Source organism: Capnocytophaga sp. oral taxon 412 str. F0487, from assembly GCF_000271925.1.
GTDB lineage: Bacteria > Bacteroidota > Bacteroidia > Flavobacteriales > Flavobacteriaceae > Capnocytophaga > Capnocytophaga ochracea.
The window spans coordinates 48447-72613 of record NZ_AJZR01000032.1 but is presented as its reverse complement, the minus strand read 5'-3'; the positions used below and the strand labels follow the sequence as shown (position 1 = coordinate 72613).

19 protein-coding genes and 1 tRNA gene are annotated in these 24167 nt (G+C 41.5%); 11 read left to right on the top strand and 9 right to left on the bottom strand.

The window, feature by feature from the left end:
• The first annotated feature begins 42 nt into the window (after positions 1–42).
• The 11 genes from recF to HMPREF1321_RS05600 all read left to right on the top strand — a co-directional run bounded on the left by recF (position 43) and on the right by HMPREF1321_RS05600 (position 13624).
• Positions 43–1161, top strand: coding sequence for a DNA replication/repair protein RecF (gene recF / locus HMPREF1321_RS05650; RefSeq protein WP_009421739.1), 1119 nt, complete (start codon positions 43–45; stop codon positions 1159–1161).
• A 93-nt stretch (positions 1162–1254) separates the two neighbouring features.
• A complete protein-coding gene (locus HMPREF1321_RS05645; protein ID WP_009421745.1) occupies positions 1255–3744 on the top strand; it encodes an O-antigen ligase family protein in 2490 nt (829 codons plus the stop codon).
• Positions 3745–3749: 5 nt separating this feature from the next.
• Entirely contained in the window at positions 3750–4310 is a 561-nt protein-coding gene (pyrR, locus tag HMPREF1321_RS05640) for a bifunctional pyr operon transcriptional regulator/uracil phosphoribosyltransferase PyrR (RefSeq protein WP_009421759.1), read from the top strand.
• A 35-nt stretch (positions 4311–4345) separates the two neighbouring features.
• Positions 4346–5032: a hypothetical protein gene (locus HMPREF1321_RS05635; protein WP_034575769.1), complete on the top strand. Its 687-nt coding sequence runs from the start codon at positions 4346–4348 to the stop codon at positions 5030–5032.
• Positions 5033–5042: 10 nt separating this feature from the next.
• Complete coding sequence (locus HMPREF1321_RS05630; RefSeq protein ID WP_009421725.1) at positions 5043–5393, top strand: SPOR domain-containing protein; 351 nt, start codon at positions 5043–5045, stop codon at positions 5391–5393.
• A gap of 19 nt (positions 5394–5412) precedes the next feature.
• Positions 5413–6867: a sensor histidine kinase gene (locus HMPREF1321_RS05625; protein WP_009421766.1), complete on the top strand. Its 1455-nt coding sequence runs from the start codon at positions 5413–5415 to the stop codon at positions 6865–6867.
• 20 nt (positions 6868–6887) lie between these two features.
• Positions 6888–7334 (top strand): copper resistance protein NlpE N-terminal domain-containing protein, encoded by a 447-nt coding sequence (locus HMPREF1321_RS05620; protein WP_009417407.1) that lies wholly within the window; start codon positions 6888–6890, stop codon positions 7332–7334.
• A 155-nt stretch (positions 7335–7489) separates the two neighbouring features.
• Entirely contained in the window at positions 7490–8098 is a 609-nt protein-coding gene (locus HMPREF1321_RS05615) for a bifunctional nuclease family protein (protein ID WP_009421726.1), read from the top strand.
• Positions 8099–8110: 12 nt separating this feature from the next.
• Positions 8111–9538 (top strand): NupC/NupG family nucleoside CNT transporter, encoded by a 1428-nt coding sequence (locus tag HMPREF1321_RS05610; RefSeq protein WP_009410182.1) that lies wholly within the window; start codon positions 8111–8113, stop codon positions 9536–9538.
• 621 nt (positions 9539–10159) lie between these two features.
• The gene (locus HMPREF1321_RS05605; RefSeq protein WP_009421750.1) at positions 10160–11896 is read left to right on the top strand and encodes an ABC transporter ATP-binding protein; all 1737 of its coding nucleotides are present in this window, start codon (positions 10160–10162) and stop codon (positions 11894–11896) included.
• A gap of 6 nt (positions 11897–11902) precedes the next feature.
• Positions 11903–13624, top strand: a complete 1722-nt coding sequence (locus HMPREF1321_RS05600; RefSeq protein ID WP_009421709.1) for an ABC transporter ATP-binding protein — start codon at positions 11903–11905, stop codon at positions 13622–13624.
• Positions 13625–13673: 49 nt separating this feature from the next.
• On the opposite strand, the gene HMPREF1321_RS05595 is transcribed toward HMPREF1321_RS05600, so the two are convergent.
• The 9 genes from HMPREF1321_RS05595 to HMPREF1321_RS05555 form a co-directional block, all read right to left on the bottom strand.
• Positions 13674–13747, bottom strand: a tRNA-Asn gene (locus tag HMPREF1321_RS05595).
• Positions 13748–13944: 197 nt separating this feature from the next.
• On the bottom strand, positions 13945–15345 hold the full coding sequence (locus HMPREF1321_RS05590) for a dipeptidase (RefSeq protein ID WP_009421721.1): 1401 nt from the start codon (positions 15343–15345) through the stop codon (positions 13945–13947).
• 289 nt (positions 15346–15634) lie between these two features.
• A complete protein-coding gene (locus HMPREF1321_RS05585; protein WP_002675120.1) occupies positions 15635–15877 on the bottom strand; it encodes a hypothetical protein in 243 nt (80 codons plus the stop codon).
• Positions 15878–15915: 38 nt separating this feature from the next.
• On the bottom strand, positions 15916–18237 hold the full coding sequence (locus tag HMPREF1321_RS05580; protein WP_009421717.1) for a glycoside hydrolase family 20 protein: 2322 nt from the start codon (positions 18235–18237) through the stop codon (positions 15916–15918).
• 30 nt (positions 18238–18267) lie between these two features.
• The gene (locus HMPREF1321_RS05575; protein ID WP_009421712.1) at positions 18268–18957 is read right to left on the bottom strand and encodes a ZIP family metal transporter; all 690 of its coding nucleotides are present in this window, start codon (positions 18955–18957) and stop codon (positions 18268–18270) included.
• Between the two features lie 7 nt (positions 18958–18964).
• On the bottom strand, positions 18965–20095 hold the full coding sequence (locus tag HMPREF1321_RS05570; RefSeq protein ID WP_198003459.1) for a GNAT family N-acetyltransferase: 1131 nt from the start codon (positions 20093–20095) through the stop codon (positions 18965–18967).
• Positions 20076–21020, bottom strand: coding sequence for a transporter (locus tag HMPREF1321_RS05565; RefSeq protein ID WP_009421723.1), 945 nt, complete (start codon positions 21018–21020; stop codon positions 20076–20078). The genes HMPREF1321_RS05570 and HMPREF1321_RS05565 overlap by 20 nt, the downstream gene beginning before the upstream one ends.
• A gap of 56 nt (positions 21021–21076) precedes the next feature.
• On the bottom strand, positions 21077–22348 hold the full coding sequence (locus HMPREF1321_RS05560; protein WP_009421761.1) for a nucleotide sugar dehydrogenase: 1272 nt from the start codon (positions 22346–22348) through the stop codon (positions 21077–21079).
• A gap of 128 nt (positions 22349–22476) precedes the next feature.
• Positions 22477–23730 carry a sigma-54 interaction domain-containing protein gene (locus tag HMPREF1321_RS05555; RefSeq protein ID WP_009421744.1) on the bottom strand — a complete coding sequence of 418 codons (1254 nt, stop codon included), beginning with the start codon at positions 23728–23730 and terminating at the stop codon, positions 22477–22479.
• Positions 23731–24167: the final 437 nt, after the last annotated feature.

Genomic DNA, 24167 nt, shown 5'->3' with positions numbered 1-24167 from the left:
TTGGTAATTCACAAATTATTCGTACCTTTGCACTAACAAATGATGTTTCTCAAACAAATATCGGTCGTAAACTACAAGAACATACTCTCACAAGCGTATGCCTTTAGCCCTACTATCAACTGTTTTGTAGGGGATAACGGTGTAGGGAAAACGAATCTGCTTGATGCTATTTATCACTTAGGTATGGCGAAGAGCTACTTTACTACTTCGGCAGTGCAGAACGTACGCCACGGCGAAGAGTTTTATCTTATCGAAGGACAGTTTCGGCAAGAAGAACGTGAAGAGCAGATAGTGTGTAGTCTTAAAAAAGGACAGAAGAAAGTAATGAAACACAACGGTAAAGCCTATGAACGTTTGGCTGACCATATAGGTAAATACCCTATGGTGCTCATTTCACCTTCCGACCGCGACTTGATAGTAGAAGGTAGTGAAACACGCCGTAAGTTTTTGGATAGTGTGATTTCGCAAACTGATAGGGCTTACTTAGAACTGCTTTTGCGCTACAACCGCACGCTCTTGCAACGCAATACGTTACTGAAACAAATGGCAGAAGGAGGCGTTTTCTCTTTAGAGACTTTGCACATTTACGACGAGCAGTTGGCGCCCTTAGGACAACACATTTATGAGAAACGGCGAGCTTTTATGAAAGAGTTTTTACCTATCTTTAGCGAGCAGTACGCGTATATTTCGGGGGGTAAGGAACGAGTGAGTTTGCACTACGACAGCAGTTTGCACCAAAGCGATTTGGCTACCCAGCTTGCCGAAAATACTGAGCGAGACCGCAGTGCGCAATACACTACCGCAGGTATTCACAAGGACGATTTGCTTTTTGAGATTGAGGGCTACCCGATGAAGAAGTATGGCAGTCAGGGACAACAGAAGTCGTTTTTGATAGCCTTAAAGCTCTCACAGTTTGAAGTGTTGAAGCAATCGTTAGGGATTACGCCCATAGTGCTTTTAGATGATATTTTTGATAAGCTTGACGATACTCGCGTAACGCAGTTGGTGCAGTTGGTTACTCAAAAACATTTCGGACAGCTTTTTATTACCGATACTCATTCGCAACGCACCGAAGACGTAGTGAAGCAAACGGGACTAGCGTATGAGATGATTCAAATAGGTGCGAGCCGCACGGGCAGTAAGAGCCACAAAAGCAGGTAAAAGATAAGAGATAAAAGGTAAATGAGAAGAGAAAGTGACTTTTACAGATATTAATTGTTAATTGTTAGTTGAAAATTTATATAAATACATAAGATGAAACCCAACAAGAAGAAAACACCCAGCAAGAATCCTATTAAACCTACCCCCACAGTGAGTGAGGAAGGGAGTTCGAGTATGAAACTTTTGGCGAGTGTCTTGCTCATTGCCTATGGTTATGTAACGGTACTTACCCCTAACTGGATGGCATTCGACTCCAATGCTACAAAGTTTTACACCTTTGCTATTCTGAACTTGATAGTAGTAGGACTTGTGTTTTTTATTAAAGAATTCAGAGAACGCACACAATTACTGTTTGGCTTTTTTACCAATAAAATAGGGATTGCTTACTGCCTGATAATGGTATTGGCATTGCTCTCGTTTACCAAAGCTATTGATATAGAAGAAGCGATTTTGCACTTCTTTAAGATATTTACAGCTTTCTCAGCTGCTTGGATGGTATCGGCTTTGGTGATTTACAACAAAAAGAGTTTAGTACATTTGGCAGTTGCAATGACAATTCTTTTGTGTTATGACTTTTTGGTAACCCTCGACGGAGTAAAAGGCATCATCAAGGGTATTAGTGCCGATTACAATATCAAAGGCTCGTATTCTAACAAGAATATTTTGGCTTCGGCTATGTTTATTAAGATACCTTTTGCTATCTGGTTGTTTTATTTTCATAAAAAAATCTTGCGTATCATCGGAGGGATAGGTGTTTTAGTCGGTACTTTGGCAATCTTTTTTATGAGTACCCGTGCTTTCTATTTAGCAACTATTCTTACAACGCTTATCTTCATCACGTATGGTGCTATCGACTATTTTATCTTAAAACGCCGTGAAACGGGCGTAAAAGTACTGATGCACGTAGGCTTGGTAGTTCTTGCTTTTGGTATTTTCTCGTTTGTACAGAACTATTTATACCCTGAACAAGTGCGACAAAGCACCAGCTTCGGGGCTCGTTTGGCTGAGGTAGCTAACCAAGAGAATACCAGTAACAACTTGCGTAAAACGGCTTGGGTAATTACTGCTACCGATATGATCCCGAACGACCCACTGTTGGGCGTAGGCATTGGTAACTGGAAGGTACGCTTCTTACAGTATGAGAATTCTTACAGTCCGCATTATATTTATATGTATAAGAATCACAACGACTTTTTGGAGCTCACCGCCGAAGCGGGAATCTTCGCAGGGTTGGCGTTCTTGGCTATCTTCCTCTTGGCAGCTTATTATTTCCTAAGAGGCACTTATAAAAACAAGAATCCTGAGCAAGAGCAATGGTTTTTCTTACCATTGTTTGGTCTCTTTGCTTATTCGTTCGATGCGTTCTTTAACTTTCCTCAAGATCGTCCCGAAATTCAAGCCCTCTTTGGTATTTATGTAGGGATAGCAGTAGGCTTAGCAGTATTGTATTTCAGTAAGAAAAAAGGAGAAGAGCGCAAATTGCCAATGAGTGTTGTAGGTTTTATAGGAGCAGTAGCCGTGGTGGCAATGGTTTTGAATGTGGTAGTAGAGCGTATGTACTTTGATTCTTCTAAAATACAACGTATGGTAAAAGAAGAGCAACAAGGGGTGCGTCCTACTAAATCACCTTCGGATTACTTGATACGCAACTATCCTCGTATTCCAAATCTCACGGCAGTGGCTGAGCCTGTAGATGTAGAAAAGGCGCGTTACTTGATAGACGAAAAGAAATTCGATGAGGCACGTAAAGTATTGGCTTCCATTCATTACCACCCTTATGATGCACGTCCTGAGTATTTTACTGCTGTATCATACTTTATGGAAGAAAACAAAAACAACGATAGTATTTATAAATATGCCCATAAAGCCCGAATGATAAAGCCTAATTTCTTCGGTAACCTAAATTTAGAAACCTTTGCGCTGAACAATATGGGTAAAGAACAAGAATCGATTCACTTGCTCAAACAGTATTTAGGCTTGGAGAAAGACAGTGTGCAGAAACCACAACCTAAGTGGAAAACTATACTGAAAAACCGTTTCCACGTAGATGTAGATAGAGAAGCCCTTCGCGGTAATCGCAGTGAGGTACAAGCGTGGAACTCTTTGGCTTATCTGCAAGAGAAAAATAACTTAATAGCTGATGCTCGTGCTACCTTAGATAGTGCCATTGTGTATTTGCCCGATAATAAAGATATAATTAATAACCACAACAAGATTATCTCGCGTATGCAGGTAGAACAGTTTGCTCCTCTTTACACTCAGGCAATGCAACTCTATTTGCAGCAACGTTATGCTGAAGCAATTCCTATATTTACGAAGTTCTTGGAGAAAGTGCCTGCTCATATAGACGGGCTCAGGTATCGTGCTATTAGTTACTACAACACCCAGCAATACCAAAAAGCTATTAACGATATGGCTGAAATGGAGAACTTAGGAGTGCCCGTAGATGCTGTACTGAATAATTATCGCGCCTCTTGCTACTATATGTTGGGCGACAAGGCGAATGCCAAAGTCTTTTTCCAAAAAGCCGCTAGCGAGGGCAATGCTGATGCTCAACGCAACTTAAATACCCTCAGTTTTTAAGTCAAATGAATACCTATACAAAACAAATCCTCAGCGAGAAGGAACTCCAAGTGATGTTACACCGCCTCGCTTGTGAGCTGATAGAAAACCATAACGATTTCTCGAATACGGTTTTTATCGGTATCCAACCTCGTGGCACTTATTTAGCTGAGCGATTGGTAGAACTACTCACTAACGAATACCACATTGCTGATATTCCATTAGGCTTATTAGATATTACTTTCTTTCGCGACGATTTTAGGCGCACAGGTAGACCTCTTGAAGCCAACTCTACTGCTATCGACTTTATTGTCGAAAACAAGAGAGTGGTATTTATAGACGATGTGCTCTACACAGGGCGCAGTATTCGCGCTGCTCTCAGTGCCATACAGAGCTTCGGGCGTCCTTCTGAAATAGAGCTCTTAGTGCTTATTGATAGGCGTTTTAGTCGTCATCTTCCCATACAACCCGATTACAGCGGTAAGCAAGTAGATGCTATCAATGATGAGCGTGTGGTAGTACACTGGAAACAAAACGACGGAAAAGACTCAGTAGAGGTAATAAGTAAAGTCGGTGAGCTGGCGTAGCTGAGAATGTAAGTAAGAGATAAGGGATATGTGATATGGTAATAGCAATTCTTACAGTCTTTATAATGCTGAACGTAGTGCTGAAACTCAGTTTTTGGAAACTGTGGCAACACACGTTATTTGCAGCTGTTTGTTTCTTGTTTGTATGGTTGGCTACTGATTTTGCCTCAGAGCAGTCACAAGTTACCCTCCAAACAATGCTCAGTGACCCCAAAGTGCTCGGTAATATCACTGTACTGCTCACCGTAGAAACTGCTGTGTGTATGGCGTATTGTTTTACTTCACTACGGACGCTTTTCAAAGGTAAAGAAAGTCGCTGGCATAAAGTTTTGCAGTGGTATCCTAACCTGCTTATTTTTCCTGCATTGTTCTATGTGCTCACTCAAGCCATCTTTTATTATACAGGGGTATCGTTTGAGCATATTGCCTTTTGGATAGGTGCGAGCGTGGTAGTTTTCATAATATTAGGTTCTTTGGGTCTTCAAAAGCTGTTACCTGAGAAAGACCTGCGCTTAGAGCTACACTTTTTGGTGAGTTTGCTTATCACTCTCTTAGGACTTATAGGTACTGCTAACGGACAAATACTCTACGTTCCCCAAAGTGAACCTATCAATTTAAAAGTATTGGGAGGTATATTTACTTTCTTTATAGCCTTGTTTGGCATAGGCTTTGGATTTAGTAAATTGTATTGGTTCTTACGCCAAAGAAAACAGAAGAATTAAATTTATATCAATGATGAAAAACATATTTATAGCTGGAATACTATTGCTCACAACCGCTTCCTATGCACAAATAACTATTAGTCAGGAAAAGAATATAGCCGATGCTATGGAACTCAAAAAGGAAATAGCTCGTACCGAGAGCGCTTTCCAAGTACAAATCTATAATGGCAATATCACCGAAGCTAATAAAGTGATGCTCGATGCCAAAAGTAAATACAAACAATACCCTGTATTGCTCACTTTCGAGTCTCCTAACTACAAAGTGCGTCTTGGTAGTTTCCGTACGCGTTTAGAGGCTGAGAAGAAACTTGTTGAGATTAAAAAATCTTATCCCGCAGCCTTTGTAATAGGCTTAAAATAATCCATAATAAGGGGACACTATGTTTAAAAAAAACACCCTTCGCTTTCAGATATTCCTCAGTATGACCCTACTCGTGCTAGTAGCTTTCGCTATTTTGGCTTTCGTAATGATTGGGCAGTATAAAAAACAGGCATTAGAATATCACGATGAGCGACTTATCGACAAGGAAAACCAAATCAAGATGCAGATACAATATGTATTCTCGCAAACCACTTTCCCTGTCGAAACCCCTTATATACCTCTTATCTTTCGGGAGGATATCTACAGCATTGCCAATATCCAAAACCTAAACTTTGCCCTCTATGACCTCGACGGTGTGCTACTAAAAAGCTCCAAAGCCTCTCTCTCGCCCGACCAAGATGCGTTTTTCATTCCTCCTGATGTATTGCATCAGCTTTCCGCTACACTCAATAAACGTCTTGTTGAGCACCACGAATTTGCAGGGCGTGGTTATCAAACCTCTTACAGTTATATTACCGATTTGCAGTTCAAGCCTATCGCTATTCTCAACATTCCTTATTTCGAGAACGACACCTTCAACGAGCGCGCCTTAAAAGGGTCGCTGTACAACTTAGCGATGGTGTATTTCTCGCTCTTGGTAGTTGCCCTTACGGTAGCTTACTTCATTTCTAAATATATTACCAAATCGCTTAAAACCATCGAAGGTCGTTTAGAGAAAACTCGTTTGCTCTCCCAAAACGAAAAGATACTTCTCAAATCTGCCCCTACCGAGATTACCGAGTTGGTAAATGCCTATAACGGAATGATTGATGAGATTGAGAACAGCAAAGCCCTTTTGGCGCAATCCGAACGCGAACAAGCGTGGCGCGATATGGCAAAGCAGGTAGCACACGAAATCAAAAATCCTCTTACTCCTATGCGTCTCTCCGTGCAAAGTTATCAACGCAAAGCCCTTCGAGAGCCTCAAACCGCTGAACAAACTAATGAATTCTGCGAATCTCTTATCCAACAGATAGACATATTGAGTAATATTTCTACTGCCTTTTCGGCACTTACCAATATGCCTGCTAAAAACGATGAGGAATTCGATTTTGTATCTGTTATCAAACGCACTTTAGATATCTTTAATTCTGATGAAATTCACTTTTCCCATTCTCACGATGAGATTATAAGTGTATTCGACAAAGACCAGCTCGGTCGTGTAGTTACCAATTTGGTGAAAAATGCGCTACAAGCTACCGAAAACGAACCTTTCCCTTCTATTGAAGTAAGCCTCAATAAAAGCGATACCGATATTACTCTAAAAGTAAAAGACAATGGTACGGGTATCCCCGACGCCGATAAAGAAAAGATATTCGAACCGAAATTCACTACCAAAACCAGTGGTAGTGGCTTGGGATTAGCAATGGTCAAAAACATCGTGCTTTCCTACGGGGGTAGCATTCATTTTACTTCCGAAGTAGGAAAGGGAAGTGAATTTACTGTAGTATTGGTACACTTTTTGAATAAGTAAACAAATAAACATTATATTTTATGAAAAATCACATCTTAACATTGGGAGTTGCTGTGCTTATGCTCGCCTCCTGCCAAAACAATCCTTCACAAACTGCTAACACTGTAGTAAGTGAAACCACTACTATGATGGAGAATGCTGCTGAAAAAGTAGAAGAAATGGTAACTCCTCAATTGTTAGCTACTTATGTAGGTACTCTTCCTGCTGCCGATTGCGGCGGAATGGCTACCGTTATCCATCTCTATGCCGATGACACCTATGTAAAACAAGAAAACTGTGCAAGCAAAAACTTCGAATCTAAAGAAGAAGGTAAAGTAGAACACACTGATAAAGGTTTTACACTCGTTTCTAAAGCTGATAATCACAAATCTTTCTATATTACCAAAGGCGATAATATCGTACAGGTAGGTGAAGATGGTAAAGAACCTAAAATGGTAAAAGAATATACTCTTACCAAACAAATGTAACAAGTAAGATCTTATGTAATGCGAAGGCTGTTCAATACAAGATTGAACAGCCTTTTCTTTTACAAAGAAGAAAAAATATGTTAAAAATCTTTTGTAGTTAAAATAATTGTTATAACTTTACCCCCTAATTTGTATTTTATGTTAGTAACCTTCCAATGGATTTAGTGCGTCTTTTCATAAAAAGGATATCATACAATCAATCGCAGAACGATGCCTTTGTGCTTATAATGCACGAGGTCGAGACCGATTTAAAGCTACCCATCGTTATTGGTACCTTTGAAGCGCAATCTATTGCCTTGGAATTAGAGAAGAGTCTTGTACCTCCTCGACCCCTTACACACGACCTCTTCAAGATATTCGCCGATACTTTCAGTATACAGATAAAAAGAGTCGTGATTTACAAATTAGAAGAAGGTATTTTCTACTCCAATATCCTCTGTGTACAAAGTGGTCAAGAATACACCATCGAAGCTCGTACCAGCGATGCCATCGCCATTGCCTTGCGTTGCAACGCACCCATCTACACCTATCGAGATATCATTCAAAGAGCCGGCATTTATATCCCTTTGCTTAACGATGAGCCCTCCAATACTATAAGTCCTTCGTTAGACAATGTTGATGAGGAAGACAGCAGCCGAAACAGATATACTAAATACGCCTTACCCGAACTAAAAACAATGCTAAATGACTGTATCGAAAATGAAGATTACGAAATGGCAGCGCTTATCAGAGATGAAATCTCTAAACGCGATAGTACTTTTTAAAACTATATACCAATGAAAAAAAACATAACCATCGGAAGTCTTAGCTTCCTTTTACCACTCATAAGTGTCGCCCAAGACGCTACACAATCTCCTACTACACAAACCGCCACTACACAAGTAATGAAGGCTGTCGCTAGCGAAGGTTTCTCTCTCGAAAGTTTTACTCGTGGTGTGGTAGGTATGATTACCCTCCTGTTTATCGCCTATCTTTTCAGTAGCAATAGGCGCGCTATTAATTGGAAGACTATTGGCATAGGCTTAGCCCTACAACTCTCCATTGCAATAGGTATTCTAAAAGTAGGCTTTATACAAGACGCCTTCGATTTTGCCGGTAGTATCTTTGTGCTCATATTAGATTTTACAAGAGCAGGTAGTCAGTTTCTCCTCGGTAACTTAGTCGATACCAATAGCATAGGCTATATCTTCGCTTTCCAAGTACTCCCCACCATCATCTTCTTTTCTGCACTCACCTCCCTATTGTTCTATTTAGGTGTTATTCAGGTAATAGTGCGTGGTATGGCGTGGGCATTGTCTAAACTGCTGAATATCTCAGGTGCCGAAAGTCTTTCGGTTACGGGGAACATCTTCTTAGGACAAACCGAAGCCCCTCTGATGATTAAAGCCTATTTAGCCAAAATGACTCGCTCCGAAATCCTCCTTGTGATGATAGGCGGAATGGCTACCGTAGCAGGAGGCGTTATGGCTGCTTATATCCAATACCTCGGTGGCGACGACCCCCAAATGCGCTTGCTCTTCGCCCGACACCTCTTAGCGGCTTCTGTAATGGCAGCCCCCGGTGCTATCGTAGTTTCCAAGATGCTATGCCCTCAAACCGAGCAATTCTCTAACGATTCCAAAGTGTCTATGGAGAATGTAGGTTCCAATGTGCTCGACGCTATCGCCAATGGTACTACCGAAGGACTTAAACTTGCTGCCAATGTAGCGGCTATGCTTTTAGTATTTGTGGCTTTTATCGCAATGATTAATTATTTCTTTAATTGGGTAGGTTATCAAACACATCTCAACAATATCATAGCCAGCAACACTCCTTATAACGGACTCTCTTTAGAAATGATTTTAGGTACCGTTTTCTCACCCGTTATGTGGCTCGCTGGTATTGCCAAAGAAGATGTTATGCTGATGGGACAATTGCTCGGTATTAAGCTCTCTTCCTCAGAATTTGTGGCTTATACTCAGTTAGCCACCTTAAAGGATATGACGAGTGCTCCTCACTTAATGTATAACAAATCTATCATTATGGCAACCTATATGCTTTGCGGTTTTGCCAATTTCGCTTCCATAGGCATTCAAATAGGAGGCATAGGTGCCTTAGCCCCCAATCAACGCAAAACACTCTCTCAATTTGGCTTAAAAGCCGTTCTCGGGGGTACTTTAGCCTCTCTGTTATCCGCAACTATCGCCGGAATGATTATCGGGTAACCACACTTTTCTAAATAACACAAGCTTAAAATTGCTTTTTATACCATAACACTTTGCCAAAGGTTCTGAACACCTATCGTTCTACAACTTTGGCAAAGTTTTTTATAGCCTATTTTGCTACAATCGCCCGTGTAGCTCACACTACTTGTCTGGCTGACACCTAATCTGTTAATTTTCTAATTCTTTAATTATCCCTTCTCCTTTTCGTCGCTATATCCCCCTCTCCTTTGGAGAGGGACGGGGTGAGGATTCCTCTTTCTTTCGCCACGAAACCCCGTTTTTAACATTTTTTGTGTTGTCGTATCACAGTATAAATCAACCACTTATACACCCTTTCTATACCAATCGTCCAAGATTCGTATAAGCTTCCTATAAGCTCTCTATAAGCTAACTCCACCCTCCTTACAGCCATTTTTCACCAAAAATTCCCTCAACCCTCTTCCGAACCTTTCCGATTTTCTTCGTCTCCGTTTACTAATCTATTAATTTTCTCATTCTCACATTTTCTCATTTTCTAATTATTAAAAAAGCTATTCACATTTAAAAAAAAGCTATTTATATTAAATCTATGTAAGAGCTTTTTACAGTATTTTTGCCCCGTTAATCAAACATTTAAATAAAATGATTCGCAATTTACTGTATATTACAGCTTTTAATAAAAAAGGTACGTGGCAGAGCGTGCTGTGGGAAATTGTGCATAACGGTTTTATCACAGCTCCGTCGGGCATATTACTCATAATATTATGGGAGCTTTTTAAACCGCAACCCAATCTGTCCCTTATCTGGGAAATGGTAGCCCTAATGGGTATCCTACTCCTATTACAGTTCTTCGTTGCCTCGCGCACCCTTGTGTCGTCCAACCTATTAGTATATGGTATTTCCGAAAAAGTACGCATTCGCTTAGGTAATCATATCCAAAAATTCTCATTAGGTTTCTTCAAAAAGCGCGACCCCGGCGAAATAGCTTCAGTGATTATGCAAGATGTCGCCTCGTTTGAGCATATTTTCAGTCACAGTTTTGGCAATTTAGCAGCCGCTCTTTTCGGTACACTTATGCTCTCAGGATTCCTCTTCTATTGCGATTGGCGACTCACCCTTTGTTTGTTCATTGGCATTCTACTGGTAATACCGTTCTTAAAGCTCGGTATTTTTATGGTCGATAAATGGGAACTCAGCAAAGGGCAAGTAAAGGCACGAAACGAAGTATCAGCTAAATTCTTAGAATATGTACAAGGAATACGACACCTAAAATCCTATGGTCTTACAGGTAGTAATTACCGAATGCTCGAAAAGGCTTATGAGAATTTGCGCCAAAAGAGTATCCGCTTAGAAGCTATACCAGGACCTTTTGTAATGCTTTCGTTCACTGTTTTGGAAATAAGTTTTGTGTTGATGCTCGCTTTAGGCTTGTACTATCTCACTCACAACACCATTACTATTCCTGTGCTTATCGTTTTTCTAATTTTAGGCTATATTCTGTACAACCCCATCAAAGTAGTATTGGTAGATTATATGATGTTGCGCTATATGAACGAAAGCCTCAGCCGCGTCATTGATGTACTGAAAGAACCCACTATGGAAACCGATAAAAACGAGTTCCCTTCTCACTTTAATATCAATTTTGATAATGTAAGTTTCTCGTATTTAGAAGATAAAACTACACTTAACAATCTTAATTTCAGCATTCCTCAGCACAGTATGGTAGCATTGGTAGGACATTCGGGCTCGGGTAAAACCACTATTGCTTCACTGATTGCGCGTTTTTGGGACGTGAATAATGGAAGAATTACCATTGGTGGAGTAGATATTAGAAATATCCGGCAAGACCGCTTCTATGGACTTATCAGCGAAGTATTCCAAGATGTATACCTATTCGATGATACTATTTACAATAACATCAAAATAGGGAATCCTAACGCTACCGAAAGCCAAATTATAGAGGCTGCCGAAAAAGCACAAGTACTTTCGTTTGCGTGGGAATTACCGCAAGGAATGCACACTCCCGTAGGTGAAGGAGGCAACCATCTCTCTGGCGGACAAAAACAACGTATCAGCATCGCACGTGCTTTGCTGAAAGACGCTCCTATTATCTTGTTAGACGAAGCTACTGCCAGTCTCGACCCCGAAAACGAAATATACATTCAAAAAGCCATTCAGGAACTTGTAAAAAACAAAACAGTAGTGGTGATAGCCCATAAGCTCTCCACCATTAAAAATGCTGATAAAATACTTGTTTTAGAAGAAGGGCGTATTGCCGAAGAAGGTACGCACCCCGAACTCTTGACTAAAAAAGGTATTTATCATCGCCTCTGGACGCTTCAACAACAAACCTCTGGCTGGACAGCAATTAACAATTAACGAACTATGAAAAGATTATTACAAATAGCAGGACAGCGTAAAACCTTACTCTTAGCCTCCTGCACTTTAGCCATTATTCACGCAGTACTGAGCTTGGTTCCTTATGCCTTGGTATTCTATATCATACAAGAACTCACACAGCAAATACCCAATTTTGCTACCGCTCAACAATACGTAATCTACGCCATTGTAATGATAGCCGTGAGTATGGTCGCTTTCTTCTTATCGGGTATTTTATCACATATCGCCGCTTTCAACATTCTTTACGGTCTCAGGAAAACGATTACCGAAAAGGTCGGCGTATTGCCTATGGGCTATCTTTCTAACCGCAATTCAGGAGCTTTTAAGAAAATTATTTCGGACGATGTAGAACGTATAGAAACCTTTATCGCTCACCAAATCCCCGATTTTGTAAAAGCTATTGCCTTGCCTTTGTTCACCTTAGGATATCTGTTCAGTCAAGATTGGCGATTAGCTCTTGCCAGCTGTTTGCCTTTATTGTTGCTACTGCTTATTTTCCCAATAATGTTTGGAGGAAGAAACAAAAATCTTACCCAGCTATATCACCAATCGTTAGAAGAGATGAGCTCAGGTATCGTAGAATACGTACGTGCTATGCCTGTGATGAAGATATTCCAACAATCAGCCGAGAGTTTTGATAAATACGGCAAAAAAGTAAAATCTTTCAACCGTTTTGTAAGCCAGTGGATACGTCATAGCTCACCTCCTTACGCTATCTTTATGAGTTTTGCCAGTAATGCAATGTTGCCCGTTTTGGCATTAGGTCTATATCTTTATTTTCACAATGGGGTAACCCTTGCCACTATGCTCTTTTTCCTCATCATAGGCACAGGCTATATGCGTCCCGTTTTTGCCATTAGCAATATGGCAATGCAACTACAGCTGATAGAACAAGGCGTACAACAGATTGATAAAATTCTCAATCAACCCATTCTTCCCGAAGGGCATAATGCACAGATACCTACTCACTATAATATCTGTTTCGAGAAGGTTAGCTTTGCTTACGACGGCGAGAACTATGTGTTGAACAACATTAGCTTTACTGCCAAAGAAGGTACAGTTACTGCTTTAGTAGGTCCCTCAGGGGCAGGAAAAAGCACCGTAGGGCAATTGCTCTCTCGTTTTTGGGATTGCCAAGAAGGACGAATTACTATAGGTGGAATTGACATCAAAGAGTTACCCACCGAAAGTTTGATGCAAAAAGTATCATTTGTTTTCCAAGATAGCTTTATGTTTCAACAAACAATGTACGACAATATTCGTATGGGAATGGATAAAACAGAAGAAGAAGTGATAGAGGCTGCCAAAGCAGCTCAAATACACGATTTTATCACGAATCTGCCCAATGGGTACAACACATTTTTCGGTCAGCAAGGGGTACATCTCAGCGGAGGAGAACAACAACGCTTCCAGTTGGCACGTGCTATTCTTAAAAATGCACCAATTCTCATCTTAGACGAAGCTACTGCCTTTGCCGACCCTGAGAACGAGCATAAAATACAGCAGGCTTTCAGTACGCTTATTCGCAACAAAACCGTACTTGTGATAGCACACCGCCTTAGCTCTATCACCACAGCCAACCAGATTATTGTATTCAACAAAGGCGAAATCAACGCTATAGGTACTCATAGTCAGTTATTGCAAGAGAGTGAATTGTACGAAAGAATGTGGAATGCTCACAACCGAGCTAAAGAATGGGCTTTGTAAGAAGATAAAATAAAAAAGCACTTACATTATGTAAGTGCTTTTTTTGTTGCTCCCCCTACTGGACTTGAACCAGTGACCCTCTGATTAACAGTCAGATGCTCTAACCAACTGAGCTAAGGAGGAATATATTCTACTTATGTTTTCCTTAATTGCGGTGCAAAGGTACAACTATTTTTGAAACCTGCAAATTTTTAAGCAGAAAAATATTTAATATTTTTTAGTTGTACTGCTAAGTCATTTATTTTCAATAATAATATAAAAAGACTTTACCAAAAATTTAATAGCCTCTCGTGCTACGAGTTTTGGTAAAGTCTTTATTACTATCTATATAACTCGTATTCCTTGTTTACAAAGTAGAGATAGAACCACGGAATGGTTTCAATACCTTTTAGGAAGTTGAAAATACCGTAGTGTTCGTTAGGCGAGTGGATAGCATCGCTATCTAAACCAAAGCCTAAGAGAATAGATTTGCTACCTAATTCTTCTTCAAAAAGGGCTACAATAGGGATACTTCCTCCTGAACGCACAGGTATAGGCTCTTTGCCAAAAGTTTGTTGGCAGGCTTTTACCGCTGCTTGGTAAGCAGTAGTATCGGTAGGAGTTACATAGCCTTGTCCGCCGTGGTGCGGAGTTACTTTCACGCGCACACCTGCTGGTGCGATACTCTCAAAGTGCTTGGTGAAGAGCTCGGTAATTTCGTGGTTGTCTTGGTTAGGCACTAAGCGCATTGATATTTTGGCATAAGCCTTACTTGGGATAACCGTTTTAGCTCCTTGTCCGGTATAGCCTCCCCAGATACCATTTACATCAAGGGTAGGACGTATAGAGGCACGCTCGGTAGTGGTGTAGCCTTTTTCGCCATATACTTCATCGATATCTAAGGCTTTTTTGTAGGCTTCGAGTGAGAAGGGTGCTTTTGCCATTTCATCGCGTTCAGCTTGTGAGAGCTCTTCTACTTTGTCGTAGAAATGCGGAATGGTAATGCGGTTGTTCTCGTCGTGCAAAGAAGCAATCATTTTAGTAAGCACATTGATAGGGTTTGCTACGGCACCGCCGTATAACCCAGAGTGCAAATCGCGGTTGGCACCGGTAACTTCCACTTCCACATAGCTAAGTCCGCGTAAGCCCGTAGTGATAGAAGGGGTGTCGTTAGCCAGCATACTGGTATCGGAAATGAGAATAATATCGTTTTTGAGTTTTTCGTGGTTGTTTTTTACAAACCAACTAAGGCTTCCTGAGCCTATTTCTTCCTCGCCTTCAATCATAAACTTCACATTGCAAGGGAGCACGTTGTTTTTCACCATATATTCAAGGGCTTTCACGTGCATAAACATTTGCCCCTTGTCGTCGCAAGCCCCACGAGCGAAGATAGCTCCATCAGGGTGAATATCGGTTTTTTTGATAACAGGCTCAAAGGGGTCGGATTCCCAAAGCTCTATAGGGTCGGCGGGTTGTACATCGTAGTGCCCATATACCAATACGGTAGGTAGGGCAGGGTCGATAGTTTTTTCGCCATATACGATAGGGTAGCCAGGGGTTTCACATATTTCCACCTTGTCGCAACCAGCCTTCTCTAAGGCATTTTTTACAGCATCGGCAGTGTTGAGCACGTCCTGAGAATAGGCAGCATCAGCACTAATAGAAGGCATTTTAAGCAGTTCTATCAGTTCCGCAATAAAGCGGTCTTTGTTTTCATTGATATAATTTTTTACTGAATCCATATGTCAATTAACAATTTACAATTAATAATTTACAATTCTGCAACCGTAGCAGGGTGTTTTTTTTTGTGTTATTGTTGTGTGTTTTTAAAAATATGTAGTTATATCCTTTAGTAAAATTATTTGCTAAACAATTCTGAATGAGAAGAACCTAACCTAACTAAAAGTATTCTTTTCCTCTCTTCATCGTATTGTAACCAAATGATAAGTAAATCAGGTTCTTTTTATAGTCTTTTTTAAACTGTCCAGTATAAGTTATTTCATATACATTTCTGTTAATATTATCCATAACTTAATCATTTAAAGAGGCTATTAATTCTTTTACATTTGTAAAGTATTTTGTGTTGGGATCGTTTATAAGTCTTTCAGCTTCTTCTAAGGCTTTTTGAGTAGTCTCATTTGGAATGTTTTCTCCCCTTCGTAAACGAGGAGTTTCTTCAAAAGTCTCTACTATTTTAAAGTTGAGACTTTCAAGTACAGATTTAGCATTTTTCAATGAAAGTCCTTTGGGTAAGGCAACTGTAATTGTTTCCATATTTTTCTTCTTTTACGCAACAAAGGTACATTATTTTTCTAAAATACCAAAATTTCATCTATAAAAAGCCAAGCATCACCTCCTTTTGGGGGTGTTTTTACGTTTTTGAGAGTGAGCTTGATATAGCGTGCTTCCGTTGGACTAAACTTCAATACAAAATCTTTTAAGGTGGCTTTCCCTCTCACTACACAAGGCTCATTGTGAGTTGCTACTTCACGGTAGTTTTTACCGTCGTTTGAAAGGGATACTATAAATTCTACGGGAAAGTAAATACCAGATGCTTGGGCATCCATTGCGCCTATACGCACTTCTCTCACCTCAGTAGCTTGCTCCAAATCGAGGGTAAGGGTTACATCGTCACCTAACCAACCGAGCCATTGCCCATCGTGAAAGTTTTTGGTACCGCGAATGACATTGGTGAGTGTCGCTTCTCCTTGCCCTTGGTAACTCTTGTGATAAAGTGGACTGTAACTTACTTTCTTATCTATCGCTTTGTGGAATGTTACCTCGCCAGTGGTAATGGTGTTGGTCGCCTTTCCACTGAAAACAGTTGCTTTAAAGGTTGTGCTTCTATTCAGCGCAATAGGCTGGCGGTATTTCGTAGCTTTTTCTATAGGAGTATCTCCCAAAGCGTAGCGAATGTCGGCGTTGGGGACTTCACAGTCTAATTTTAGAAAGATATTCCCCTTTTGGTTTTCAACGGTAGGCACTACTTGGTACATAGAGCGGGCATAGTTCACCTTCATCACGTCCAAACGCTTCATAAAGGCTTGAGTGCGATTTATAAAGTTGTCCCAATTCTTCAAGTTATCGGTTGTCCAACTGATTTCAGCAAGCGCCAACAATCGCGGAAAGAGCATATATTCCGAATGTTCAGGGGTAGCTATGTATTCAGCCCATAAGTTGACTTGCGTACCCAAAACTTTTTTCTGTAGTTCTGGGCTGAGGTTTTCTTTTTCAAGACTGTAATGGTAAAGGGTTTTGAGCGGTAAGTAACCGCCATTGGCTTGAGGCTCATAGTCGGGAAGACCTTGATAGTTGTCTATATAGCAATCGCTAGTGAGGACAACAGGGTTACCTTGTTCGAGGGCTTTTTTACCTACCTCGATACCGCGCCAGTTCATCACCACTGCATTGTTAGCCAAACCCCCGTCCATTATCTCGTCCCAACCTACCAAAGTGCGCCCTTTGGATACTAAGAAATCATTTATACGCTTGATAAAATAACTCTGCAATTGGTGCACATCTTTTAAATGATGGTCTTTCATACGTGCTTGGCATTTGAGGCACTTTTCCCATTCGGTGTGAGTGGCTTCGTCGCCACCTACGTGAATGTATTTGCTGGGGAAGAGTTCCATCACTTCGGTAAGTACATCTTCCAAGAAAGTGAAAGTTTCTTCTTGCCCCGCACAATAAATATCGGTGATAGGCCACACCGCGCCTGAGGGTACTCCTATGGGGCGTTTGTGACAAGACAGTTCGGGGTAAGCCGCTATGGCACTCATTGCGTGGGCAGGCATTTCTATTTCGGGGATTACCGTAATGCCACGTGCAGAGGCGTAGGCTACAATCTCTTTAATATATTCTTGGGTATAGAAACCTCCATATTTTTTAGGAGCTGTCGCAGGATTGGCAAAGGCGTTGGCGGAGTTAGGAGTGCGCTCATTCCATAGTTTATCTTCTTGGTCTACACGCCACGCACCTATTTCGGTAAGTTTAGGATACTTTTTAATTTCGATGCGCCAACCTTCATTGTCTATTAAGTGGAAGTGGAAGGTATTGAGCTTGAGCATTGCCATACGGTCGAGGGTTTTCAGTATATATTCTTTGGGGAAGAAATGGCGAGAGACGTCCAGCATCAATCCGCGCCAAGCGTACTGAGGAGCATCAGTGATGGTAACTGCGGGCACCGTCCAATCAGTCTTCACGGGTGTAGTGCTTTCAAACTCTTTAGGCAGTAGCTGACGGAGCGTTTCGAGGGCGTAAAGCGCCCCGTTGTAACCACCTGCCTTAATGATAATTTCTTTAGGATTTACAGTGAGGGTGTAACCTTCTTTAGGAAGAGATGTATCAGTGTCAATCACTACGTAATTAGTCAAGAGAGCTACTTTTTGTACAGAAAACCTAAATCCCGAAGCCTTCTCAAATTGTTCGAGAAAAGGCAACCGAGCTGGCATCAAAGCAGGGTCAATTACAAAAACAGTTTCCTTAGTAAACCGGAAACTACCCTTACCTGGCACCACCGATTCAGGTTGCGGAATAACAGCGAGGTCTTTCATCGTAAAAACTGCCTCTCTTTGCGACTGACAGGCTACTACCCATAAAACACTAATGCATAAGAATTTTTTTATTGTCTTCATTGGTTAATTTACGAATTTGCTAATTTTCTTTTATGTAAGATATGCTACCGCAAATCCTACACAAACGCTTAAAAACTTTAATAGGTTAAAGCGATGTCCTTCGGAGTTTTCAAATAAGATAACGGTAGAAATATGCAAGAAAATACCTATTACAATAGCCGAAAGCTCCGTGTGGTAACTGATAAGGCTTGGTACTGTGTTGCTTAAAAAAGTGCCTAATGGCGTCATTAGAGCAAAAAAGAGTAAAAACAGTGCTGTCTTCCACTTGTTCACTCCTGAATTAATAAAAAAGGTAGTAAGCACAATAGCCACAGGCAGTTTGTGTACGAATATACCATACACAAGGTCGTGATTATGCCCGTGAGATAGCGGGAAACCTTCTAAAATGGAGTGAATACTAAGGCTGGTAAACAGTGAGAGCGGGAAAGCACTATGCTGGTGTGGGTGCTGGGTGTGACCGTGTTCGGCTCCGTGCGAAAAAAACTCTAAGACAATTTGCAAGAGTACTCCTACTATCACAAATAGCCCTATGTATTTAAAATCGTGCTGCTCATCGTGAGAGTGATATACTTCGGGTATCAGCACGAATACAGTGAGTGCCAATAGGTAAGCGCCACTGAAAGAGAGTAGTAGTTTGGTGTATTGCTGTTGGGCAGGTTTAAAAAAGGTAACGAATGAGTAGCCTAATACCACTGCCAGAAAAGGGAGAAGATAATTCATTTTACATTTAATCTCTTACCTGTTTTTTAAAGGTAGCACGGCGAGCAAAGATAACCGGGTCAAAGCTCTTCCAGAGTTGTTGAATAGCAATATTTTCTTCGAGTTCAGGAGTAATCACGCAATGAGTAACTCCATTGCGGGTGAATATATCATAATAATAGTCGAACAACAAGGCGGGAATACCCTTACTTTGGTATTCGGGCGCTACCCCAATAAGGTAGAACTCCACCGTATCGTGATGTCGTTTCGATTGTAACAAATACCACCAACCCCAAGGGAAGAGTTTGCCTTTCGCCTTTTGTAATGCTTTAGAGAACGAAGGCATCACTATGGCAAAACATATCAGTTTACCGTCCTTATCTTCAATAAAACGTACATACTCAGGATTGATAAAAGGGATATACTTTTGTTTGAAGTACTCGCGCTGACGTTCGGTTATAGGCACGTAGGAGGCTAACTTAGAATAAGTTTCGTTGTAAAGGTCAAACATTGCATCTACGTGTTTGAGCACTTCTTTAGTAGTAGGCGTATCAATAAACTTTACCCCATAGCGTTTTTTTATAGCTTCAGCAGTTTTCTTAAAGAGCTCAGGTTTAGAGTTCTTTACTGGGAATTTCATCTCTACAAAACCTTTTTCTTTAGTAAAGCCTAATTGCTCTAAATGCCGATTATAATAAGGATAGTTATACCACGTCATCATATTCGAGAGATGGTCGTAACCTTCAGTAAGCAATCCCACTTTGTCCATATTCGAAAAACCTATCGGACCTTCCATATACTCCAATTGATACTCACGAGCTTTTTCAGCTACCTTATCCAAGAGAACTTGTGTTACTTGAATGTCGTCTACCATATCCAGCCAACCAAACCGCACTTTCTTTATGTTCTGTTTAAGGTCGTGCTGATTAATAATAGCTACTACGCGCCCCACCATTTTACCTTTCTCATTGTAAGCTCCGTAAAAGAAGGCTTCGGCATTGTCGAATACAGGGTTCTTGGTTTTGTCAAAAGAGGCTACCTCGTCACTGATGAGAGGTGGCACCCAATAAGGGTTGTTTTTGTATAAAGACAAAGGGAACTTCACAAACTCGGTAAGTTCCTTTTTAGTGGTGAGTTCTTTAATCAGGATCAATGGCATTACGTCTGTTTCTTTTAGGTTTTTTCTTGTGTTGTATTTTGGTGGTTTCTATTGTTTCACTCAATACCTTCTTGATATAGCTGTTGTGGTTATCGATGCGATAAGAAGCCCCGAACAATCCCATATAGCGTTGTGGGGTATCTTTCCAGCCAAAGCCCATATCGGCATTGAGTTGTATTTTATCGGAAAGCAAGAAGGCAACGCCAAGGCGCGTAATCTGGTCGTTGTAATGCTGGCTGTGAATACCTTGATGCTCTGCAAAGATACTAAACCAACCATTGTCTAAGTTATGAGTAACGGTGAACAAATAGCTGTATTCGGTGTTTTTTCCGCTTAAGAACCTATCAATGATACCGTTTGCTACCAACACCACACGGGGGATAGGCTCTGCTTGAAAGATAGCTGCTACTTTGGGAGAGAGTGCCGGTATTGACTCGTAGTAATATCGCTTGTTTGGTAAGAAATTCACCCCTGCATAAAGAGATATGGAAGGTGTGAGATTGCGCCATCTGAAAGAGTTATTAGCCTTCCAACTGTAAATACTCGGCTCTTCATCTAAAAAAGCAGGTTTAAAGAGTAAATACTTAGCTCCGATAGTATTGTTCACAAAGCCAAAGTGCGAAGTCGTACCGTTAGGTGCAATTGTACGGTCATAAGCAAGAGTACCATTGAGCATCACTTCCAATTCTTCTTTATAAAAACCATAACGCACTGCATAGTTCATTCCAGTAAAATCCATAGAAGTGCCTGTCTCTTTGTGGTGGTTGTGCTCGTACCATAAACCTCCTTCAAATTGTAATACTCTCGCTCCTACTGCATAAGCACTTTGTGAAGTACCTGGGAGGTTTGAGTTAATAATTTCAGTGTATTGTGCCTTTGCCAAAAACGGAAAAGCACAAAGCATTAGCAAGTATATTTTCTTCATTGTATGTGAATATTTTAGGCGACAAAGGTAGGAAAAAGTTTTTTACTATACAACTTTTATAACCTAAACACATTCTTCTTCACTTTCAATTTCCCCTTTACGTCGTAAACGATACCGTCTTCTTTTAAGTAATTTCCTATATTCATCTGCAGAAACTCTTGGTGCGCCACGCAAAGCACCACTACATCGTTGTTTGTAGGGAGGTTTTGTGGTTTAGTAGCTACTGTAATGCCGTACTCTTCAAGAGCGCGCTTAGGGTCTGCCCAAGGGTCATACACTGTAATATTGTTAGTAAAGTTTTCAAGGGTACGGTAGATATCCACTACTTTCGTATTGCGAGTGTCGGGGCAGTTTTCTTTGAATGTAAAACCTAAGAGTAGGATTCGGCTGTCCTTCACAGGCATACCTTGTAAACACAAGCGGTTGATAATCTGATAGGCGATATAGCCTCCCATCGAGTCGTTCGTCTTGCGAGCTTCCATCATTAAGCGTGGCGATACGCCGTGCAGTTTAGCTTTTTGTATAAGGTAGTAAGGGTCTACCCCTATACAGTGTCCTCCTACCAGACCAGGGCGGAAGGGCAAGAAGTTCCACTTGCTACTCGCTGCATCTATCACCGCATTAGTGTCAATCTCTAAAATATTGAATATCTTCGCTATCTCATTCATAAAGGCGATATTCACATCACGCTGAGCGTTCTCTATCACTTTGGCGGCTTCGGCTACTTTTATAGACGGGGCAAGGTAAGTGCCTCCCCTCAGCACTGAATTGTAGAGCATATCTATTTCCTGTGCTACCTCGGGGGTAGAGCCTGAGGTAATCTTGCAGATAGTCTCCACGGTATGGTGCTTATCACCAGGGTTGATGCGCTCGGGCGAGTAACCCACAAAGAAATCGCAGTTGTATGCAAGCCCCGACACGCTTTCCAAGATAGGCACACACACCTCTTCCGTCACTCCTGGGTAAACCGTCGATTCGTAAATCACTATATCTCCTTTTTTTAGCAATGCGCCTACTGTTTGGCTCGCTTCGCGCAAAGCGGTAAGGTCAGGTTGCTGATAGAGGTCGATAGGTGTAGGTACTGCCACTATGTACACATTACAATCCTTAGCGTCCTCAGGGTTTGCAGTGCAAATGAGGTGGGTAGCCAATCGCTCTTTAAGGGTTTCACTACCGATTTCGCCCGTAGTGTCAATACCCGTGTTGAGGCTCTCCACTCGCGCCGTATAGGGGTCGTAACCCACTGTGGGATATTTTTTGGCAAACAGACAAGCTAAGGGGAAGCCCACATAACCCAGCCCAATAATGCCTATTTTATATGATTTCATCTAAATAAGTAACAATTCACAATTAATAATTAACAATCCTTTCCCAAAACTCCGCCTCGTCCGGCTGGGCAGAAAGTCCTCTCCTCTGACCTCCTATTGCCTAAGGCTTATGCCCCAAAGCTTAGTGCCTAAATCATATTATACTGTTTTAGTTTGCGATATAGCGTCCGCTCCGAAATCCCCAAGGCTTTGGCGGTTTCCTTGCGCTTGCCACCGTTGTGTTCTAACGACTTGCGTATCATCTCTCGCTCTTGCTCTTGAAGTGAAAAACGCTCTTCTTCCGCAGCTTCCTCATAGTCGTACACCTCTTCGTGAGACAGGATTTCCTTCTCGGTAGGAGGTACGGGAATAATAGAATAAGCCGGAGAGCTCGCCTCATTCTTGTGCGAATCATTGCCGTAGATGCGGTGAATAAGTCCCTCGTTGTCCTGTTGTACTTGTGCTGAATTACCGTGTTGTAGCAATTCAAGGGTAAGCTTTTTCAAGTCGTTGAGGTCAGATTTCATATCGAAAAGCACCTTGTAAAGCAATTCGCGTTCGTTGCTAAAATCACTATCCTGGCGCGCTTGCTGAGGTACAACCTGTGGTAGATTGCTACCCTCATCAGGTAAGTAGGTGCGCAAAATGCTCGCCGTAATATCCCTGCGCTGTTCAAGTACCGAAATCTGCTCGGCTACATTCCGCAACTGACGGATATTCCCGCTCCAACGGTAGTTCGTGAGCAGATGTACCGCATCTTCGCTGAGCTTCACAGGAGGCATTTTGTATTTCTCGGCAAAATCCGAAGCAAACTTGCGGAAAAGCAAGTGGATATCGTCTTTGCGTTCGCGCAAAGGAGGCAAATGTATCTCTACTGTGCTGAGTCGGTAGTAAAGGTCTTCGCGAAAACGTCCTTTTTTAATAGCTTCTTGCATTTGCACATTGGTAGCCGCCACAATGCGCACATTCGTCTTCTGCACTACCGACGAACCTACTTTTATGAACTCGCCATTCTCGAGCACCCGCAAGAGGCGCACTTGGGTAGTGAGGGGTAATTCACCTACCTCGTCCAAGAAGATAGTCCCGCCATCGGCTTCTTCAAAATACCCACTACGGGTAGCGGTAGCTCCCGTAAAAGCGCCTTTTTCGTGACCAAAAAGTTCCGAATCGATAGTCCCTTCGGGGATTGCTCCGCAGTTCACGGCTATGTATTTGCCGTGTTTGCGTAGGGACAACGAGTGAATGATGCGCGGTATAGCCTCTTTCCCCACCCCACTTTCTCCGGTGATGAGTACCGAAATGTCAGTAGGGGCTACTTGTGTGGCTTTTTCGATAGCGCGATTCAACTTAGGGTCGTTGCCAATAATGCTAAATCGCTGTTTTATAGCTTGTATATTTTCCACTTTTTTAGTTGAGAGTTTATGAACGGCAAAGGTACGAATATTTTTTTGAATTTATGTCAGTTCGATATAACAAAATGCTATTTTTCAATCGCTTTTCCTCCGCCTTTCCGCCACCACACTCCCCCTAAACTCCTCCTGCAAATTTGCTAATCTCCAAATTTTCTAATTTACCAATTCTCTTTCCCGTCACTACATTCTCCCTCTCCTTGGGAGAGGGACGGGGTGAGGATTCTCTTTCTTTCGCCTCGAAACCCCGTTTTTAACATTTTTAGCCTTGTTGTATTGTATTATGAATCAATTTTTTACACACCCTTCCTATACCAATCGTCCAAGATTCGTATAAGCTTCCTATAAGCTCTCTATAAGCTAACCCCACCCTCCTTACAGCTCATTTTTTACCTTTTGCCTAAATTTTCCCTTCCGTTCTTTTCCGATAT